Below are 17,088 nucleotides of genomic sequence, written 5' to 3' on the forward strand. Positions count from 1 at the left end.
CCCCCCTTTTTTCAAAGGGGGGAACACAACGTCGCGACGGCAAGCTTTGTATCCCCATTGAAGCATTCCCCCCTTTGAAAAAGGGGGCAGGGGGATTTCTCTTAGCTGCCAGACCGCAGCAGCGCCACGATCCCCGCCGCCGCCTCGCGGCCCTCGTACGCCGCCGTCACCACCAGGTCTGCGCCGCGCACCCCGTCGCCGCCGGCGAACACGCGCGGGTGCGTGGTCTGATACGGCCGCGTAGCCGCCGCCGCCGCGCCGCGCGACTTGCAGCCGCCCTTGTTCGGCACGCGGATGCGGCCGTCGCTTTCCAGTTCGATGCCGTGCGCGCCCAGCCAGGCCGGCGGATCGGGCTGGAAGCCGAACGCGATCACCACCACGTCCGCGTCCAGCACCGACTCGCTGCCGGGCACGATTTCCGCGCGCTGGCGCCCGCGCGCATCCGGCGCGCCCAACACCGTCTCGGCCACGCGCACGCCGCTCACTTCGCCTTCGCCCAGCAAGGCCAAGGGCTGGCGATTGAACAGGAAGCGCACGCCTTCCTCGCGCGCGTTGGCCACTTCGCGCGTCGAGCCGGGCATGTTGGCCTCGTCGCGGCGGTACACGCAGCTGACCTCGGCCGCGCCCAGGCGTACCGCGCTGCGCACGCAGTCCATGCCGGTGTCGCCGCCGCCCAGCACCACCACGCGCTTGCCGCGCAGGTCGGGCAAGTCGATGCGGTCCTCCCAGCCGGCGATCGCGCGGCCTTCGTTAGAGCCCTGCACCAGGCGCCCGTTCTGGACCAGGAACGGCAGCGCCGGCAGCACGTTGCGCAGATCCTGGCCCGGCAATCCGCCGTCGGTGTAGCGGTAGCTGCCCAGGCCCAGGAACACCGCGTCGAAATCGGCCAGCAGCGCGTCGAAGCCGATATCGCGCCCGATCTCGACGCCGAGACGGAACTCCACGCCCATGCCCTCCAGCACCTCGCGCCGCGTCGCGATCACCGACTTTTCCAGCTTGAAGCTGGGGATGCCGAACTGCAGCAGGCCGCCGATGGCCTCGTAGCGGTCGAACACCACCGCCTGCACGCCCGCGCGCGCCAGCCGGTCGGCGCAGGCCAGGCCGGCCGGACCGGCGCCGACCACCGCCACGCGCCGTCCCGACGCTTGCACCGCCGACAAGTCGGGGCGCCAACCGCCGCTGAGCGCCTTGTCGACGATGTACTTCTCGACCGCGCCGATGGTGACCGCGCCGAAGCCGTCGTTGAGCGTGCAGCTGCCCTCGCACAGACGGTCCTGCGGGCAGACGCGGCCGCAGATTTCCGGGAGCGGATTGGTTTCGTGGCACAGCGCGGCGGCTTCGTCGATGCGGCCTTCGCGCGCCAGTTCCAGCCAGTTGGGAATGTAGTTGTGCAGCGGGCAGGCCCAGCCGCAATAGGGATTGCCGCAGTCCAGGCAGCGGCCGGCCTGCTTCTTGGCCTCGGCCTCGCCGAAACGCCCGTACAACTCGCCCCAGTCGCCGCCCTGACGCAGCGCCAGCGGGATCCGCGCCGGCATCTCGCGCGGGGCTTCGCGGAACTGGAACACTTGCTTCTTGCTCATTCGGTCCGGCTCCGCTGGCTGCGTGGTCGCGCGCTAAAAGCAAATCCCCCCCAACCCCCCTTTTTCAAAGGGGGGAGAGGTACCGGTTTTCCGCGCAAGGTGCGGGTTTCAGGTGTGCGGGTTTCAAACGTGCGGGTTTCAAACGAAACCGCCTTTGCCGTTCCCCCCTTTGAAAAAGGGGGGCAGGGGGGATTTGCTCTTGCCACCACAGCGAGCGCATTCATGCCGCGCTCCGCAGCGTCTCCGCCAGCGATTCCAAGCTCGCCGCCTTCGGCTTCACCAGCCAGAACTTGCCCATGTAGTCGCGCATCTCGTCCAAAATTCGCCGCGCCCACGTGCTGCCGGTGAGTTCGGCGTGCGTCTCCAGCAGATCGCGCAGGTGCGAGCGGTGATGCTCGAAGCCGTCGGCGGAGATGCGCAGGATGTCGATCAGTTCGTGGTTGTAGCGGTCGACGAAGTCGCGTTCGGTGTCCAGCACGTAGGCCATGCCGCCGGTGAAGCCGGCGCCGAAGTTCAGGCCGGTGCGGCCCAGCACCGCGACCACGCCGCCGGTCATGTATTCGCAGCAGTGATCGCCCGCGCCTTCCACCACGGCCGTCGCGCCGGAATTGCGCACGCCGAAGCGTTCGCCGGCGCGCCCGGCCGCGTACAGCTCGCCGCCGGTGGCGCCGTACAGGCAGGTGTTGCCCAGGATCGGCGTCTCGTGGGCGACATAGCGCGCGCCGACCGGCGGGCGCAGCACGATGCGGCCGCCGGCCATGCCCTTGCCGACGTAGTCGTTGGCCTCGCCTTCCAGTTCGAAGCGCAGGCCCCCGGCCTGGAACGCGCCGAAGCTCTGGCCGGCGGTGCCGGTGAAGCGCAGGTCCAAGGGCGCATCGGCCATGCCGCGGTCGCCGTGCGCGCGCGCGATGCGGCCGGACAGGCGCGCGCCGATGCTGCGGTCGGTGTTGTGGATCGCATAGGCGTGCCGGCCGCCGCGCTTGTGCTCGATCGCGTCGGCCAGTTCGACGTCCAGTTGCGCGGCCAGGCCCTCGGGTTCGACCGGCGGCGCCGGCATGCCGCAATGGCCGCCGTGGGCCAGGCCGCTGCCGGCCAGCAGCGGCGCCAGGTCGAGGCGCTGCTGGCGCGCGCTGTCGCCTTCGATCTGTTGCAGCAGATCGGTGCGGCCGACGATCTCGCCCAGCGTGCGCACGCCCAGCGTGGCCAGCCACTGCCGCACTTCTTCGGCGAGCAGGCGGAAGAAGTTTTCGACGCGCTCGGGCAGGCCGGTGAAATGGTCGCGGCGCAGCTTGTCGTCCTGCGTGGCCACGCCGGTGGCGCAGTTGTTGAGGTGGCAGATACGCAGGTACTTGCAGCCCAGCGCGATCATCGGCGCGGTGCCGAAGCCGAAACTCTCCGCGCCCAGCAGCGCGGCCTTGACCACGTCCAGACCGCTCTTGAGGCCGCCGTCGGTCTGCAGAATCACGCGCTCGCGCAGATCGTTGGCGACCAGCGCCTGGCGCGCCTCGGCCAGGCCCAGCTCCCACGGCGTGCCGGCGTAGCGGATCGACGACAACGGGCTGGCGCCGGTGCCGCCGTCGTGGCCGGACACGGTGATCAGGTCGGCACCGGCCTTGGCCACGCCGGTGGCGATGGTGCCCACGCCCGCGTGCGAGACCAGCTTGACCGAGATCAGCGCCTGCGGATTGACCTGGCGCAGGTCGTGGATCAGCTGCGCCAGGTCTTCGATCGAATAGATGTCGTGGTGCGGCGGCGGCGAGATCAGGCCGATGCCGGGCATCGCGAAACGCAGCCGCGCGATCAGCTCGTTGACCTTGTGGCCCGGCAACTGACCGCCTTCGCCGGGCTTGGCGCCCTGCGCGACCTTGATCTGCAGCACCTCGGCGTTGACCAGGTATTCGGGCGTGACGCCGAAACGGCCGGAGGCGATCTGCTTGATCTTGGACACCTTGTCGCTGCGGTAGCGCGCCGGGTCTTCGCCGCCTTCGCCCGAATTCGAGCGCCCGCCCAGGCGATTCATCGCGATCGCCAGCGCCTCGTGCGCTTCCGGCGACAGCGCGCCCAGACTCATCGCCGCCGAGTCGAAGCGCTTGACGATCGCCGACACCGGTTCGACCTCGTCCAGCGCGATCGGCGCGCGGCCTTCGCTGCGCAGTTGCAGCAGATCGCGCAGCGCCGCCGTCGGGCGTTCGTTGACCGCTTCGGCGTACGACTGCCAATCCGTCCATTCGCCGCTGCCGACCGCGCGCTGCAGGCGCGTGACCACGTCGGGATTGAACAGGTGGTACTCGCCGCCGGGCACGTAGCGCAGCAGGCCGCCGATCTCGGGCAGGCGGTTGGCGTCCCAACCCTGCGCGGCCAGATGCGCGGCATCGGCCTGCAGCTCGGCGAAGCCGGCGCCGCCGATGCGCGAGGGCGCGCCGTCGAAGCACAGCTCCACCACCTCGCGGTCCAGGCCGATGATCTCGAACAGCTGCGCACCGCGGTAACTGCCGATGGTGGCGATGCCCATCTTGGAAATGATCTTGAGCAGGCCCTTCTTGATCCCGCGCCGGTAGCTGCGGCCGATCTGCGCGACCTCGCCGTGCTTGGTCTTGAGGATGCCGCGCACGCCCAGGTCGTGCAGGGTCTGGTAGGCGAGGTAGGGATAGACGGCGGTCGCGCCGAAACCGAGCAGGCAGGCGAAGTGGTGCGGATCGCGCGCGGTGCCGGTCTCGACGATCAGGTTGGATTCGCAGCGCAGGCCGGTGCGCACCAGATGCTGGTGGACCGCGCCGGTGGCGAGCAGCGCGTGCAGCATCAGCGCGTCGCGGCGCGGGCGGCGGTCGCTCAGGATCAGCAGCACCGCGCCGTCGCGCGCGGCCGCCTCGGCTTCGGCGCAGACGCGGTGCAGGGCCGCCTTCAGGCCTTCGGCCGGGTCGAAGTTGAGGTCGATGAAGCGGTGCGAGGTGTCGAACGGCGCCATCGCCAGCAACTGGCGCAGCTTGCGTTGGGCCAGCACCGGCGAGTTGAGGTGGATGTGGCCGACGTTGCCAGGCCCGTCGACGAAGACGTTGCCCTCGCGGCCCAGCTGCACCGCCAGCGACATCACGCAATCCTCGCGCAGGGGATCGATGGGCGGATTGGTGACCTGGGCGAAAGCTTGGCGGAATTGGTCGTACAGCGGCCGCACCTGTTGCGACAGCACCGCCATCGGCACGTCGTCGCCCATCGAGCCGGTGGCTTCCTGTTCGGTCTCGGCCAGCGGGCGCAGCACCTGCTCGCGTTCCTCGCGGCTGAGCTGGAACAGCTTCTGGAACCCGGCCAGGGTGTCGGGATCGAAGGGCTCGGCGGCCAGGTTGGGATCGATCAGCTCGCTGTGCAGGTAGGTCATGCCCTGCTTGAGCCAGCGCTTGTACGGCGCGCGCGCGCGGTTGATGCGGTCGATCGCTTCGGAATCCAGCAACTCGCCCTGGTACAGATCGGCGGCGATCATCTCGCCCGGGCCCAGCTTGCCCTTGGCCTCGATCTCGCTGGCCGGCAGCTCCCACACGCCGGCTTCCGAGGCGATCAGGAAATGGCGGTCGCGCGAACGCAGCCAGCGCGCCGGGCGCAGGCCGTTGCGGTCCAGCGTGCAGGCGGCGTAGCGGCCGTCGCAGGTGACGATGCCGGCCGGGCCGTCCCAGGGTTCGGTGTTGAGCGCGTAGTACTCGTAGAACGCGGCCAGGTCGGCGTCCTTGTACTCCAGCGATTGCGTGGCCGGCGGAATCAGGATGCGCATCGCCTTCAGCAGGTCCATGCCGCCGGCCTGCAGCACTTCCAGCATGTTGTCCAGGCTCTGCGAATCCGAACCGTCGGTGCTCACCACCCGGTCGAACTCGCGCAGGTCCAGCGTCGGCGTGCGCCAGGCGTGCGCGCGCGCCTGCGCCCAGGCGCGGTTGCCGGCGATGGTGTTGATCTCGCCGTTGTGGGCGAGCAGGCGGAACGGCTGCGCCAGCGGCCAGCGCGGCGTGGTGTTGGTGGAGAAGCGCTGATGGAACACCACCGCGCTGGCCAGCAGATCCTCGCGCTGCAGATCCGGATACAGCTGGGTCAGCCGGTCCGGCAGCACCATGCCCTTGTAGCCGATGCTGGCCGAGGACAGGCTGACCACGTAGAAATCCGCGATCTCGCGCAGGCGCTGTTCGGCGCGGCGCCGCGCCAGGAACAAAGAGCGCTGGAAGCCGGCCGGATCGAACGGCGACGCGGCCTCGACGAACACCTGCTCGATGCGCGGCATGGTGCGGCGCGCGAGCTCGCCGCAGGCGCTCAGGTCCACCGGCACGCTGCGCCAGCCGGCCAGGCGCAGGTGTTCGTGTTCCAGGGTTTGCGTGAGCGTCGCCCGCGCGTGCGCGGCATCGGCTTCGTCGTGCGGCAGGAACACCAGCCCGGCGCAGTAGTGCGCGCCCAGGGCGATGCCGCTTTCGCGCGCCAGCGTGCGCAGGAAACCGTCGGGGTGGCGGATCAGCAGGCCGCAGCCGTCGCCGCTGAGCCCGTCGGCGGCGATGCCGCCGCGATGGGTCATGCGCGCCAGCGCTTCCAGCGCGCGATCGACCAGCGCGCGGCTGGGGCGGTCGTCTAGCTGCGCGATCAGGCCGAAGCCGCAGCTGTCGCGCTCGTCGCGAGGGTCGTACAGCATCGCTTGCTGGTTGGCTTGCATCGCATCTCCGTAACAGCTCTGGGAAACACGCCCGCGCAACGCGGCGCCGATGGATCGCGACGCGCGACAGGCCTGTAAGAACACGGATGGATCGCTTGCTCGCTGCGCGCACGGTCAAACCTGCCAAAGGCGCGGGAGTTGTCCCGTACCGGCGTGTCGTGACCGAGCGTGATTCGAATAAATCACAATTTGTGCGATGCGGCAATTCGTTGCGGCACGCATCGTGGTGCGACCGCGCCCAGGGCTTCGCCGGCGCAGTCGCGAGCTGCCGCAGCGTGGCCGCAAGTGTCTGATCGCAATCGCGAAATTTCCGCCAACGCGAGCAATTAGTAACGTCCGAAACCATCCCCGCGCGACCTCCGGCACGGGTCCGAAACGGTCGCGCGCGCTAGACTGCGCCATCGCTTCCGCTTCGACGCCCCCCACGTGACCGCATCCGCACCCGGCGCGCGCCGCGCCGCGCTCGTTTTCATTTTCGTTACCGTGCTGATCGACGTGTTGTCGTTCGGCCTGATCATTCCGGTGCTGCCGGGGCTGATCAAACAATTCGCCGGCGGCGACACCGAGCACGCGGCCTATTGGATCGCGGTGTTCGGCACCTTGTTCGCGGCGATTCAGTTCGTGTGCGCGCCGATCCAGGGCTCGTTGTCGGACCGCTACGGCCGCCGACCGGTGATCCTGCTGTCGTGTCTGGGCCTGGGTCTGGATTTCATCTTCATGGCGCTGGCCAACAGCCTGCCGTGGCTGCTGGTGGGACGGGTGATCTCCGGCATCACCTCGGCCAGCTTCAGCACCGCCAACGCCTACATCGCCGACGTCACCAAGCCCGAGGAACGCGCCAAGAGCTACGGCATGATCGGTGCCGCGTTCGGTCTGGGTTTCATCATCGGTCCGGTGATCGGCGGCCAGCTCGGTCATTACGACCTGCGTCTGCCGTTCTGGTTCGCCGCCGGTCTGGCGCTGCTGAATTTCCTCTACGGCCTGTTCGTTCTGCCCGAATCGCTGCCGGTGGAAAAGCGCAGCCCCAAGTTCGACTGGTCGCACGCCAATCCGATCGGCTCGCTGATGCTGCTCAAGCGCTATCCGCAGGTGTTCGGCCTGGCGGCGGTGGTGTTCATCGCCAACCTCGCCCATTACGTCTATCCCAGCGTGTTCGTGCTGTTCGCCGACTACCGTTACAACTGGAAGGAGCAGGAAGTCGGTTACGTGCTGGGCCTGGTCGGTATCCTCAGCGTGATCGTCAACGTGGTGCTGATCGGGCGCGCGGTGAAGGCCCTGGGCGAGCGCCGCACGCTGCTGCTGGGCCTGGGCTGCGGCGCGATCGGCTTCCTGATCTACGGCCTGGCCGGCAGCGGCTGGGTGTTCCTGGTCGGCCTGCCGATCAGCGCCTTGTGGGCGATGGCCGCGCCGGCGACCCAGGCCCTGATCACGCGCCAGGTCGGCGCCGATGTGCAGGGCCGCATCCAGGGTGCGCTGATGAGTCTGATCAGCCTGGCCGGCATCGTCGGTCCCACGCTGTTCGCCGGCAGCTTCGGCTATTTCGTCGGCAAGGCCACGCCGGTGCATCTGCCGGGCGTGCCCTGGTTCATCGCCTCGGCATTGCTGGTGCTGGGCGTGCTGATCGCGTGGCGCTACGCGCGTGTCAGAGATGTGCCACTGAACGTGGTGGCCGAGACGGCGTGATCGCATCGGCCCGGCGAATCGGCTCGACCGGGCGGGTAGGGCCAGCTGAATCGAAACATTTCGGCGCCGGGCGGGCCTGACCGTGGGCCCTTGCCGGCGCGCCCGGTGCTGCGGCAAGGTCGGGGTTCGTCCCCTCCACGGAGCCTGCCATGTCCCCGCGTCTTTCCCTGCTAGCGCCGCTGCTGCTGTTGGGCGCCTGCGCCAGTTCGCCGGATTATCTCGACACCAACGCCGCGGTCGACGCGCGCCCGGAATGCACCAGCCAGCCCGATCGCCCCGGCGAGCCGGTGCCGTCGTGGTGCGAGCGCAAGCAGGAGGTGCGCTGGAACAACAAGGAAGAGAAGATCGATCTGACGGGCAAGGACGATAAGGGCGACGATCGGCGTTGAGGCGGCGTTGGTCTGACGTCTGCGCGTAGGGTGCGGTGAAAGCCGCGCCGTCGTGACTTTGCATGCGGTGGAGAGCGATGCGGTGCACCTTCGGCTTACCGCATCCTACGGGACTGCGTTGGCCATCGCGCTGTCGTGGCTCGCACATGCAGGTTGCCGGCGGTTGGAATCACGCTGCCGTTGCACGCACACACACATGTACGCGCAGGCGCAAGACGTCGGTCGCATCGTCTGCCTCGATTCGTCATCCCCGCGTAGGCGGGGATCCAGTGACTTCAGCGTCATGCCGGGATTGCGGCAAGCTCTCTGGGCAGTGCAGTAGGGTGCGGCGGCTACCGCACCATCGCGTACTCGCGCTAGCTGCCCCTTTCTCTTGCTGGCGCGCTCCCTGTAGGGGCGGCGTCCCACAGGGATTTCCTTCGGTCATAAGCCGCGACCGCGAATCCCGGCTATCGCGCCTCTCCGGTTCCGATGGCCTCCTGACCCCGGCGTCGCGCTTTCAGCTCCCTCCTTTGACAAAGGAGGGTTGGGGAGGATTTGCTTTTGCCGTTGTTTCGCTGCTTCTGACCGAAGGTCAAAGGCTTCCGCCTGCTGCGCATGCGGGTCACTTTCTCTTGCCGGCGCTCTCTGTAGGAGCGGCGTGAGCCGCGACCGCGAACTCCGGCTATTGCGCCTACCCGGCTCCGATGGCCTTCAAGCTCCGGCGTCGCGCTTTTAGCTCCCTCCTTTGGAAAAGGAGGGTTGGGGAGGATTCGCTTTTGTTCTTGCTTTGTTGCTTCTGACCCAAGGTCAAAGGCTCCCGCCTGCTGCGCATGCGGGTCACTTTCTCTTGCCGGCGCTCTCTGTAGGAGCGGCGTGAGCCGCGACCGCGAACTCCGGCTATTGCGCCTACCCGGCTCCGATGGCCTTCAAGCTCCGGCGTCGCGCTTTTAGCTCCCTCCTTTGGAAAAGGAGGGTTGGGGAGGATTCGCTTTTGTTCTTGCTCTGTTGCTTCTGACCGAAGGTCAAAGGCTTCCGCCTGCTGCGCATGCGGGTCACTTTCTCTTGCCGGCGCTCTCTGTAGTCTCTGTAGGAGCGGCGTGAGCCGCGACCGCGAACTCCGGCTATTGCGCCTACCCGGCTCCGATGGCCTTCAAGCTCCGGCGTCGCGCTCTTAGCTCCCTCCTTTGGAAAAGGAGGGTTGGGGAGGATTTGCTTTTGCCGTTGTTTCGCTTCTTCTGACCGAAGGTCAAAGGCTTCCGCCTGCTGCGCATGCGGGTCACTTTCTCTTGCTAGCCCAAGAGAAAGTAACCAAAGAGAAGGGCTTGAGCCAGAAGCTCCCGTGTGGCTTCGGAACTTGCGCCGGGATTTTTCGATAAGACATCCCTGTCTTATCGAAAAACGGCGCGCGTCCTGCGCGCCGCCCTCCGGGTCTGGGGATGGTCGTGTGGCTTCGGTTCTATGGACTTCAATGCCGGAGCACACTCAACGGCAACGGCAACGGCAACGGCAACGGCAACGGCAACGGCAACGGCAACGGCAACGGCAACGGCAACGGCAACAGCGATGGCGATGGAGTCGTAGATACGGTGGTAACCGCACCATCGCTAACTCGCTCGCGAAATCTATATCGATGGGGTGACGCCTTCGACTTGCCGCATCCTGCGATCGCGTGTCCGTGACCTGCGTTCCATGGGGAGGGGCTTCTCTCCCTCCGACCATTTCCTATTACCGTCATTCCGGCGAAAGCCGGAACCCATTTTGCTTTGGGTTTTCGATCTTTCGCTGACGTCCAAGCCTGCCGACGAAGGTCAAAATGGGTTCCGGCTTTCGTCGGAGTGACGGATTTGAGAGCGCCCGGGCGTACGTCGGAATGGCGTGTCGATACCGCCGGCGACGAGCACTACGCCATCGCGTCCAAGCGTTCGCCCGGCATCGGAAACAAAGCCCAGAACGGCTTGCGTTGCTCGGCCCACAGCGCCGAGCTTTCGTTGAGGATGTCCAGCAGCGTCGCGGCATCGTCGCCGGCCTGCGACTGCCAGTCCTGGGCGCGTTCCAGCAACAGCACGTAGCCCGCGGCCGGCAGCCAGGACAGGTCTTCCAGTGCGTCGGCCAGCGCGTCCCAGTTGTGGCCGAACCAGTCCGGGAAATTCAACGCCGCGGCCACGCGCCGCAGCAGTTCGGTCTTGTCGTCGCAGCCGTCCAGGTCGATGCGCGCGACCGCGAACTCCAGCGCCGCGCCGGCCTGCGCCAGGGCCTCGGTGTCGCGTGCGTCGACGAAGTAGGCGCCGGCCTGGGACGGATCGGCGAGCAGGTCGCGCAGCTGCACGGCGTTCATCGCGCCGCACCGCTGGGATAGAAGCGGCGGAAGCTGCGGTAGTGGTCGTCGCTGTAGTAGTACTCGCTGGGCGGATCGCCGCCGGTGACGATGCGGCGTGCGCCGCGGTCGTCGGAGCCCGGGGTCTCGACCGTGTACTCGCGGTAATAGCCGCGCGGCCGGCTCGGCAGGCGGCGTTCGCGGTTCTGGAAGGTACCGCCGTCCTGGCGGTGCGCGTAGGGGCCGCCGCGCGCGATCCGGCCCAGGACGTCGTGGGCCTCGACCGGCAGGAAATCGGGATAGCTCGTGGCGGGCGCACGCGGCGCCGGCGTTGGCGTGCCGGCACCCGGTAGAGGAAGCGCGGATGCGCCGGGCGCGTCCGACGCGGGCAGCGGCGCCTGCCGCTGCGACCACAGCCACAGGCCCAGCAGAACGACGGCGACAATCAGCCAGGGCGCGCGGCGCATGCGAAACTCCGACGGGGTACGCCGCCGAGTCTAGCGCGCGCCGCCGCCGGCGCGCGGATCAGCCGCAGCGCACCGCGACGATGACGTTGTTTTCGTCGACGTCGATGTTGAGGCGGCCTTCCTGGTACTCCATGGTCACCATCTGGCCCGGCTTGAGCACGCGCGCGGCCTGCGCGCCGGCGTCGGTGCGCGCGCGTTCCACCACGTCCGCGCTCGCGGTCTTGCCCACCGCCGCGGCCTTGGCGGCGTCGGCGTTGCAGCTCATCACTTCCGGGGGCAGGGGGCGCGACATCTGCGGGGGATTGGCCTGGCTGGCGCAAGCGGTGAGGGCGACGACGGCGAGGGCGCCGGCGGCGAGCGCGATGCGGGACGGGGTCATGACGGGGCTCCGGTTCGTGGGCGCGCTCAGGGTGCGCGCCCGTGGCTGTGCCGAAGATTAACCCGGCGCCGGCCGCCGTCGTTTCGAACCTGCGCGCAGTCGCGGCTCAGCCGCAGCGCAAGCCGGTGATCGCGCCGCGTTCGTTGAGGTCAATGTTGATGCGGTCGGGGCGGTAGTCCATGGTCGCGCCCATGCCCGGCTTGAGCACGCGCGCGTCGCGGCTGCCGGTGTCGCGCAGGATGCGGTTGGTGGTGTCGTCGTCGATGCCGCGGCCGATCGCCCAGCGCGCGCCTTCGGCATTGCATTGGCCGCTGGGAGGAACCGCGGCGCCGGGCGGCGGCGGTGCGGTGGCGCAGGCGGTCATCGACAGCAGCAGCGCGACGGGCAGGACGAGGCGCGACATGGCACGGCTCCGCGGGAAAGGGGTGCGCGCAGCCTGCGGCGCGGCGCGTGTGCGCCGCATGAAGGCGATGCGCCTCAGTGCGGCGCCGCGGCGGTCTCGGCTTCGACCTCGACCAGGCGCTGCATCAGCCGCGCCAGCGTGACCACGTCCTGGTGGTTATGCGCGGCCACGCGCCGCAGCAGGCCGGCGCCGCCGCCGCGCAGGAACTGCAGCCAGGCGGCCGGGGCCTGCGACCCGGGCAGATCGTCCTCGCGCACGATGCGCAGCAGTTCGCGTTCCACCGTGGCCAGGCGGCAGTTCTCCCAGGTGCCGCGGTAGCGGCGACGGGTCGGGAACAACAGGTCGACGTGATCCAGCGCCAGCAGCGGATCGGCGATGCGGGCCAGGCGGTAGCGCGTCTTCAGCAGCGGCGCGTCGTAGCAGCGGCCGTTGTAGCTGGACAAAACCGTGTCCGGCCGCAGCCAGCCGGCGAACGCGTGCAGCATCGCCGGCTCGGCGGCCAGCGAGGCGATCAGCAACTGGCGCACGCGCAGGCCCGGCCCCAGCGCAGGGTCGTGATGCCAGTCGGCCGCGCCGATCATGAAGGCACGTGTGCCGGTACCGCCGGCCAGGCCGGTGGTCTCGGTGTCGAAGAACAGCAGGCGGCGCGGGTCGACGGCGTCGTCGGGGCGCTTGGCGAAGGCCAGCGACCAGGCCTGCGTCGGCAGGTCGCAGGGCAGGTGGTCCTGGATCAGGCGCAGGCCGGGCGCGATCTCCTCGCCCGGCAGGGCGCGGTCGGCCGCGGCGCGCGCGGGCTGACGCGGCAACGGCGCGCGTTCGCGCACGCCGAGCAGGCGCCGCAGCTGCTCCAGGCTGTGCTGCGCGCTGGGCGCATCGTTCGCCGCCGCTGACGCGACCGGTTGCGCTACCGGCGGCGGTGCGGTCGCGCCGCGCGCCTGGCCGCGCAGCAGGCGCAGTTTCTCGGCGCTGACGCTCATGCCGACGCGTCTTCGCGCAGCAGGCCCAGCACGCGCTGCGCCAGCGACTTGGGCGTGGCCACGCCGTCGCGTTCGTCCGCGGCCAGGGCCGGGCCGACGCAGGCGGGGCAGCCGGCGCGGCAGTCGCAGCGGTCGACCAGTTCGGCCGCGCGCGCCAGCAACTCGGCCTGACGCGTCCACAGCGGTTCGCTGAGGCCGACGCCGCCGGGGAAGTTGTCGTACAGGTACACCGTGGGCACGAACTGCTGCACTTCCGTCAGCGTCACCTCGCCGCCTTCGATGCCGCGCAGCTGGCCGCGGCCGTTGCGGTCGCTCGAGGCGAACCAGGCGCCGTCGCCGTTGCCGACCGCTTTTTGCAGATCGCGCGCGTCGGCCATCACCGCCACCGTCGCCACCACGTGCAAGGCGTGGCCGGCGCCGAGGAACCCGTCCAGCGCGTCCTGCCGCGAGGCGAACGCCGAACGCAGCACCGCCGCCGGCAGCTGCCACCACACCGCGGTGGTGTGCAGCTCCTGGTCGGGCAGATTGACCGGGCCGTAGCCGATGTTCTCGTGGGTGTAGTAGCGGATTTTCTTATAGCCGGCCACGCGCCGGACCACGTGCACCTCACCGTGCTGGCTGTCGCCCAGGCCGGCCTCGCCGCTGTCGAAACGCTCCAGCACCTTGAGCTTGGTGTAGTCGATCGAGTCGGTGTAGTAGTCGACGTGGGTGCGGGTGACGTAGGCCTTGCGCCCGTCCCAGTCGAGTTTTTCGACCTGATAGGGCGTGGACTGGATCATGTGGATCGCGCCCTCGTACAAGGTCAGCGCGGCGGCCGAGTAATCGACCTCGGCGATGATGGTCTGGCGCCCCTCGCTGCGGTCGACCACGACGAAGTTGCCGTCGGCGACCGAGCGCAGGCTGACCGCGTTGGCCGGGTAGCTGTCGGCGATCCACTCCCAGCGCTCGCCCTCGCGGTGCAGCACCTCCGATTCGGCCAGCGCTTCCAGATAGACCTGCGGGTCGATCGGGCCGTAGGCCTCGCCGACCTGGAACGGCAGCTCGAAGGACGCGCAGCGGATGTGGTCGAACAGGATCAGCGGCTGGTCGGGCGCGATGCGCGCGTGTTCGGGCGGGCTGTCGGCGAAGAATTCCGGGTGCCGCACCACGTACTGGTCCAGCGGCTGCGAGCTGGCGACCAGCACGCCCAGGGCGGGTTTCTGGCGGCGGCCGGCGCGGCCGAAGCGCTGCCAGGTCGCGGCCACCGAGCCGGGATAGCCGTTGAGCACCACCGCGTCCAGGCTGCCGATGTCCACGCCCAACTCCAGCGCCGAGGTCGAGACGATGCCGTCGACGCGGCCGTCGCGCATCGCGCGCTCGGCCTCGCGGCGCTCGCCGGGCAGATAACCGCCGCGGTAGGCGCGGATGCGCGCCGGCTTGCGCGGGTCGTGGTCGAACACGTCCTTGAGGTACTTGGTCAGCACCTCGACCATCAGCCGCGTTTGCGCGAACACCAGGGTCTTGAGCCCGGACTTGATCGCGATGCGCGCGATGCGGTTGCTCTGCGAGCGCGCCGAGGCGCGCAGGCCCAGGTCGGCGTTGACCACCGGCGGGTTCCACAACAGCACGTGTTTGTCGCCGCTGGGCGCGCCGGAATCGACGATCGCGCGCACCGGCGCCTCGATCAGGGCCTGCGCATGCGCCTGCGGATTGCCGATGGTGGCCGAGCACAGGATGAACTGCGGGCTCACGCCATAGAACGCGCACACCCGCTTCAGCCGCCGCAGCACGTTGGCGACGTGGCTGCCGAACACGCCGCGGTAGGTGTGCACCTCGTCGACCACCACGTAGCGCAGGTTCTCGAAGAACTGCGCCCACTTGGTGTGGTGCGGCAGGATCGCCTGATGCAGCATGTCCGGGTTGGACACCACGATGTCGCCGTGCAGGCGGATCGCCTGGCGCGCATCGCCCGGGGTGTCGCCGTCGAAGGTGAAGGCTTTCACGCCCAGCTCGCCGGCGCGGTTGAGCTCCAGCAATTCGGCGACCTGGTCCTGGGCCAGGGCCTTGGTCGGGAACAGGTACAGGGCCTTGGCGCCGGCCGTCATCGCCGCCGACAGCACCGGCAGGGTGTAGCACAGCGATTTGCCCGAGGCGGTGGGCGTGACCACGGCGATGTGCTCGCCGGCCTGGCTGGCGGCCCAGGCCTCGGCCTGATGGCTGTACAGGCGCTCGATGCCGCGCGCGCGCAGCGCCGCCCGCAGCGGCGCCGGCACGTCCTCGGGCATGGGCGCGTAGCGGCTCTCGCGGCCGGGCAGCACGTAGTGGCCGGTGATGCGGTCGGCGTAGCGCCGCGCCAGCGCCTGCACCAGCACGGCGCCGTCGCCGCGTGCGCCCTGCGCCGGCACCAGGCCGCGTTCGTCGTCGTCGTGGCGCGCCAGTGCCTGTCCCATGTCCGTTCCTGCCGAGGTGATCGGGGCAGTTAAGCCGGCGGCCGTCTCATCCTGTGAGACGTTCAGCCAGCGGCGTGTGCCCCGCGCATCAGCAGCCTGCCGGCGCTCGCGAACCGCTAAAATGCGCCGCATGCTCCGACTCACCGACATCAAGCTGCCGCTGGACCATGCCGAGTCCGCGCTGACCGACGCGATCCTGGCCCGGCTGGGCATCGGCGCCGGCGAGCTGACCGGCTACACGGTCGCCAAGCGCAGCTACGACGCACGCCGCCGCGGCGCGATCGTGCTGATCTATACGGTGGACGTGGACACGCCGCGCGCCGACGCGCTGCTGCGGCGCGCGCAGGCCGAGGCGGCCGGCCCGGCGCCCGCGCCGCCGATCAAGCTCGGTCCCTCGCCGGACACCACGTACAAATTCGTCGCCCGCGCGCCGGCGCAGCTGCCGCTGCGCCCGCTGGTGATCGGCATGGGCCCCTGCGGCCTGTTCGCGGCGCTGGTGCTGGCGCAGATGGGTTTCCGCCCGATCGTGCTCGAACGCGGCAAGGCGGTGCGCGAACGCACCGTCGACACCTTCGGGCTGTGGCGCAAGAAGGTGCTCAACCCGGAGTCGAACGTGCAGTTCGGCGAGGGCGGCGCCGGCACCTTCTCCGACGGCAAGCTCTACAGCCAGATCAGCGACAAGCAGCACCACGGCCGCAAGGTGCTGACCGAATTCGTGGCCGCGGGCGCACCGGAGGAAATCCTTTACGTCAGCAAGCCGCACATCGGCACCTTCCGTCTGGTGTCGATGGTCGAGCACATGCGCGCCACCATCGAATCGCTGGGCGGCGAGATCCGGTTCTCGCAGCGCGTCGACGACGTCGTCATCGAAACCGATGCCGCCGGCGAGCGCCGCGTGCGCGGCGTGACCCTGGCCAGCGGCGAGCAAGTGCGCGCCGACCACGTGGTGATGGCGCTGGGCCATAGCGCGCGCGACACCTTCGCCATGCTGCATGCGCGCGGCGTGTATGTGGAGGCCAAGCCGTTCTCGATCGGCTTCCGCGTCGAGCATCCGCAGTCGCTGATCGACCGCGCGCGTTTCGGCCCGCAGGCCGGGCATCCGATCCTGGGCGCGGCCGACTACAAGCTGGTCCACCACTGCCGCAACGGGCGTTCGGTCTACAGCTTCTGCATGTGCCCGGGCGGCACGGTGGTGGCCGCGGCCAGCGAGCCGGGGCGCGTGGTCACCAACGGCATGAGCCAGTACTCGCGCAACGAGCGCAACGCCAACGCGGCGATCGTGTGCGGCATCGAGCCGCAGGACTACGCCGCCTACGGCGAAGGCCCACTGGCAGGCATCGCGCTGCAGCGGCATTGGGAGGCGCTGGCGTTCGAGCTGGGCGGCGGCGAGTACGAGGCGCCGGCGCAACTGGTCGGCGACTTCATCGCCAACCGTGCGTCCAGCCAGTTCGGCGAGGTGCGGCCGTCGTATACGCCGGGCGTACGCCTGGGCAGCCTGGACGCGTCGCTGCCGGGCTACGCGATCGAGGCGATCCGCGAGGCGCTGCCCGCGTTCGACAAGCAGCTGCGTGGCTTCGCCATGCACGACGCGATCCTGACCGGCGTGGAGACGCGCACCTCGTCGCCGGTGCGCATCGCGCGCGGCGCCGACGGCCACAGCCTCAACACGCGCGGTCTGTTCCCGGCCGGCGAGGGTGCGGGCTACGCCGGCGGCATCCTGTCGGCGGGCGTGGACGGCATCAAGACCGCCGAAGCGGTGGCGCTGAGCCTGATGGCCGACCTCGCGCGCGCCGGCGCCAACGCCTGA

11 protein-coding genes and 1 pseudogene are annotated in these 17,088 nt (G+C 69.4%); 4 read left to right on the top strand and 8 right to left on the bottom strand.

Features of this window, described 5'->3' with window-relative positions; genetic code table 11:
* Positions 1-101: 101 nt before the first annotated feature.
* Both LVB77_RS01890 and gltB read right to left on the bottom strand, forming a co-directional pair.
* Complete coding sequence (locus LVB77_RS01890) at positions 102-1,580, bottom strand: FAD-dependent oxidoreductase (protein ID WP_232908534.1); 1,479 nt, start codon at positions 1,578-1,580, stop codon at positions 102-104.
* Between the two features lie 220 nt (positions 1,581-1,800).
* A complete protein-coding gene (gene gltB, locus LVB77_RS01895) occupies positions 1,801-6,258 on the bottom strand; it encodes a glutamate synthase large subunit (RefSeq protein ID WP_232908535.1) in 4,458 nt (1,485 codons plus the stop codon).
* Between the two features lie 426 nt (positions 6,259-6,684).
* Between gltB and LVB77_RS01900 the strand changes: the two genes are divergently transcribed.
* The 3 genes from LVB77_RS01900 to LVB77_RS01910 all read left to right on the top strand — a co-directional run bounded on the left by LVB77_RS01900 (position 6,685) and on the right by LVB77_RS01910 (position 9,991).
* The gene (locus LVB77_RS01900; RefSeq protein WP_232908536.1) at positions 6,685-7,941 is read left to right on the top strand and encodes a TCR/Tet family MFS transporter; all 1,257 of its coding nucleotides are present in this window, start codon (positions 6,685-6,687) and stop codon (positions 7,939-7,941) included.
* A 149-nt stretch (positions 7,942-8,090) separates the two neighbouring features.
* Positions 8,091-8,330, top strand: a complete 240-nt coding sequence (locus tag LVB77_RS01905; protein WP_232908537.1) for a hypothetical protein — start codon at positions 8,091-8,093, stop codon at positions 8,328-8,330.
* Positions 8,331-9,748: 1,418 nt separating this feature from the next.
* Positions 9,749-9,991 (top strand): hypothetical protein, encoded by a 243-nt coding sequence (locus LVB77_RS01910; protein WP_232908538.1) that lies wholly within the window; start codon positions 9,749-9,751, stop codon positions 9,989-9,991.
* A gap of 221 nt (positions 9,992-10,212) precedes the next feature.
* On the opposite strand, the gene LVB77_RS01915 is transcribed toward LVB77_RS01910, so the two are convergent.
* The 6 genes and pseudogenes from LVB77_RS01915 to LVB77_RS01940 form a co-directional block, all read right to left on the bottom strand.
* Positions 10,213-10,647 (bottom strand): barstar family protein, encoded by a 435-nt coding sequence (locus LVB77_RS01915; protein ID WP_232908539.1) that lies wholly within the window; start codon positions 10,645-10,647, stop codon positions 10,213-10,215.
* Positions 10,644-11,093 (bottom strand): ribonuclease domain-containing protein, encoded by a 450-nt coding sequence (locus tag LVB77_RS01920; protein WP_232908540.1) that lies wholly within the window; start codon positions 11,091-11,093, stop codon positions 10,644-10,646. The genes LVB77_RS01915 and LVB77_RS01920 overlap by 4 nt, the downstream gene beginning before the upstream one ends.
* 58 nt (positions 11,094-11,151) lie before the next feature.
* Entirely contained in the window at positions 11,152-11,472 is a 321-nt protein-coding gene (locus tag LVB77_RS01925; protein WP_232908541.1) for an I78 family peptidase inhibitor, read from the bottom strand.
* Positions 11,473-11,578: 106 nt separating this feature from the next.
* Complete coding sequence (locus LVB77_RS01930) at positions 11,579-11,875, bottom strand: I78 family peptidase inhibitor (protein WP_232908542.1); 297 nt, start codon at positions 11,873-11,875, stop codon at positions 11,579-11,581.
* A gap of 74 nt (positions 11,876-11,949) precedes the next feature.
* Positions 11,950-12,717, bottom strand: a pseudogene (locus LVB77_RS01935) (ribonuclease H-like domain-containing protein); the annotation flags it as partial.
* A gap of 131 nt (positions 12,718-12,848) precedes the next feature.
* Positions 12,849-15,281 (bottom strand): DEAD/DEAH box helicase, encoded by a 2,433-nt coding sequence (locus tag LVB77_RS01940; protein WP_343226217.1) that lies wholly within the window; start codon positions 15,279-15,281, stop codon positions 12,849-12,851.
* A 130-nt stretch (positions 15,282-15,411) separates the two neighbouring features.
* Between LVB77_RS01940 and LVB77_RS01945 the strand changes: the two genes are divergently transcribed.
* Positions 15,412-17,088, top strand: a complete 1,677-nt coding sequence (locus tag LVB77_RS01945) for an NAD(P)/FAD-dependent oxidoreductase (protein ID WP_232908543.1) — start codon at positions 15,412-15,414, stop codon at positions 17,086-17,088.

It is taken from the genome of Lysobacter sp. 5GHs7-4, assembly GCF_021284765.1.
Lineage (GTDB): Bacteria > Pseudomonadota > Gammaproteobacteria > Xanthomonadales > Xanthomonadaceae > Lysobacter.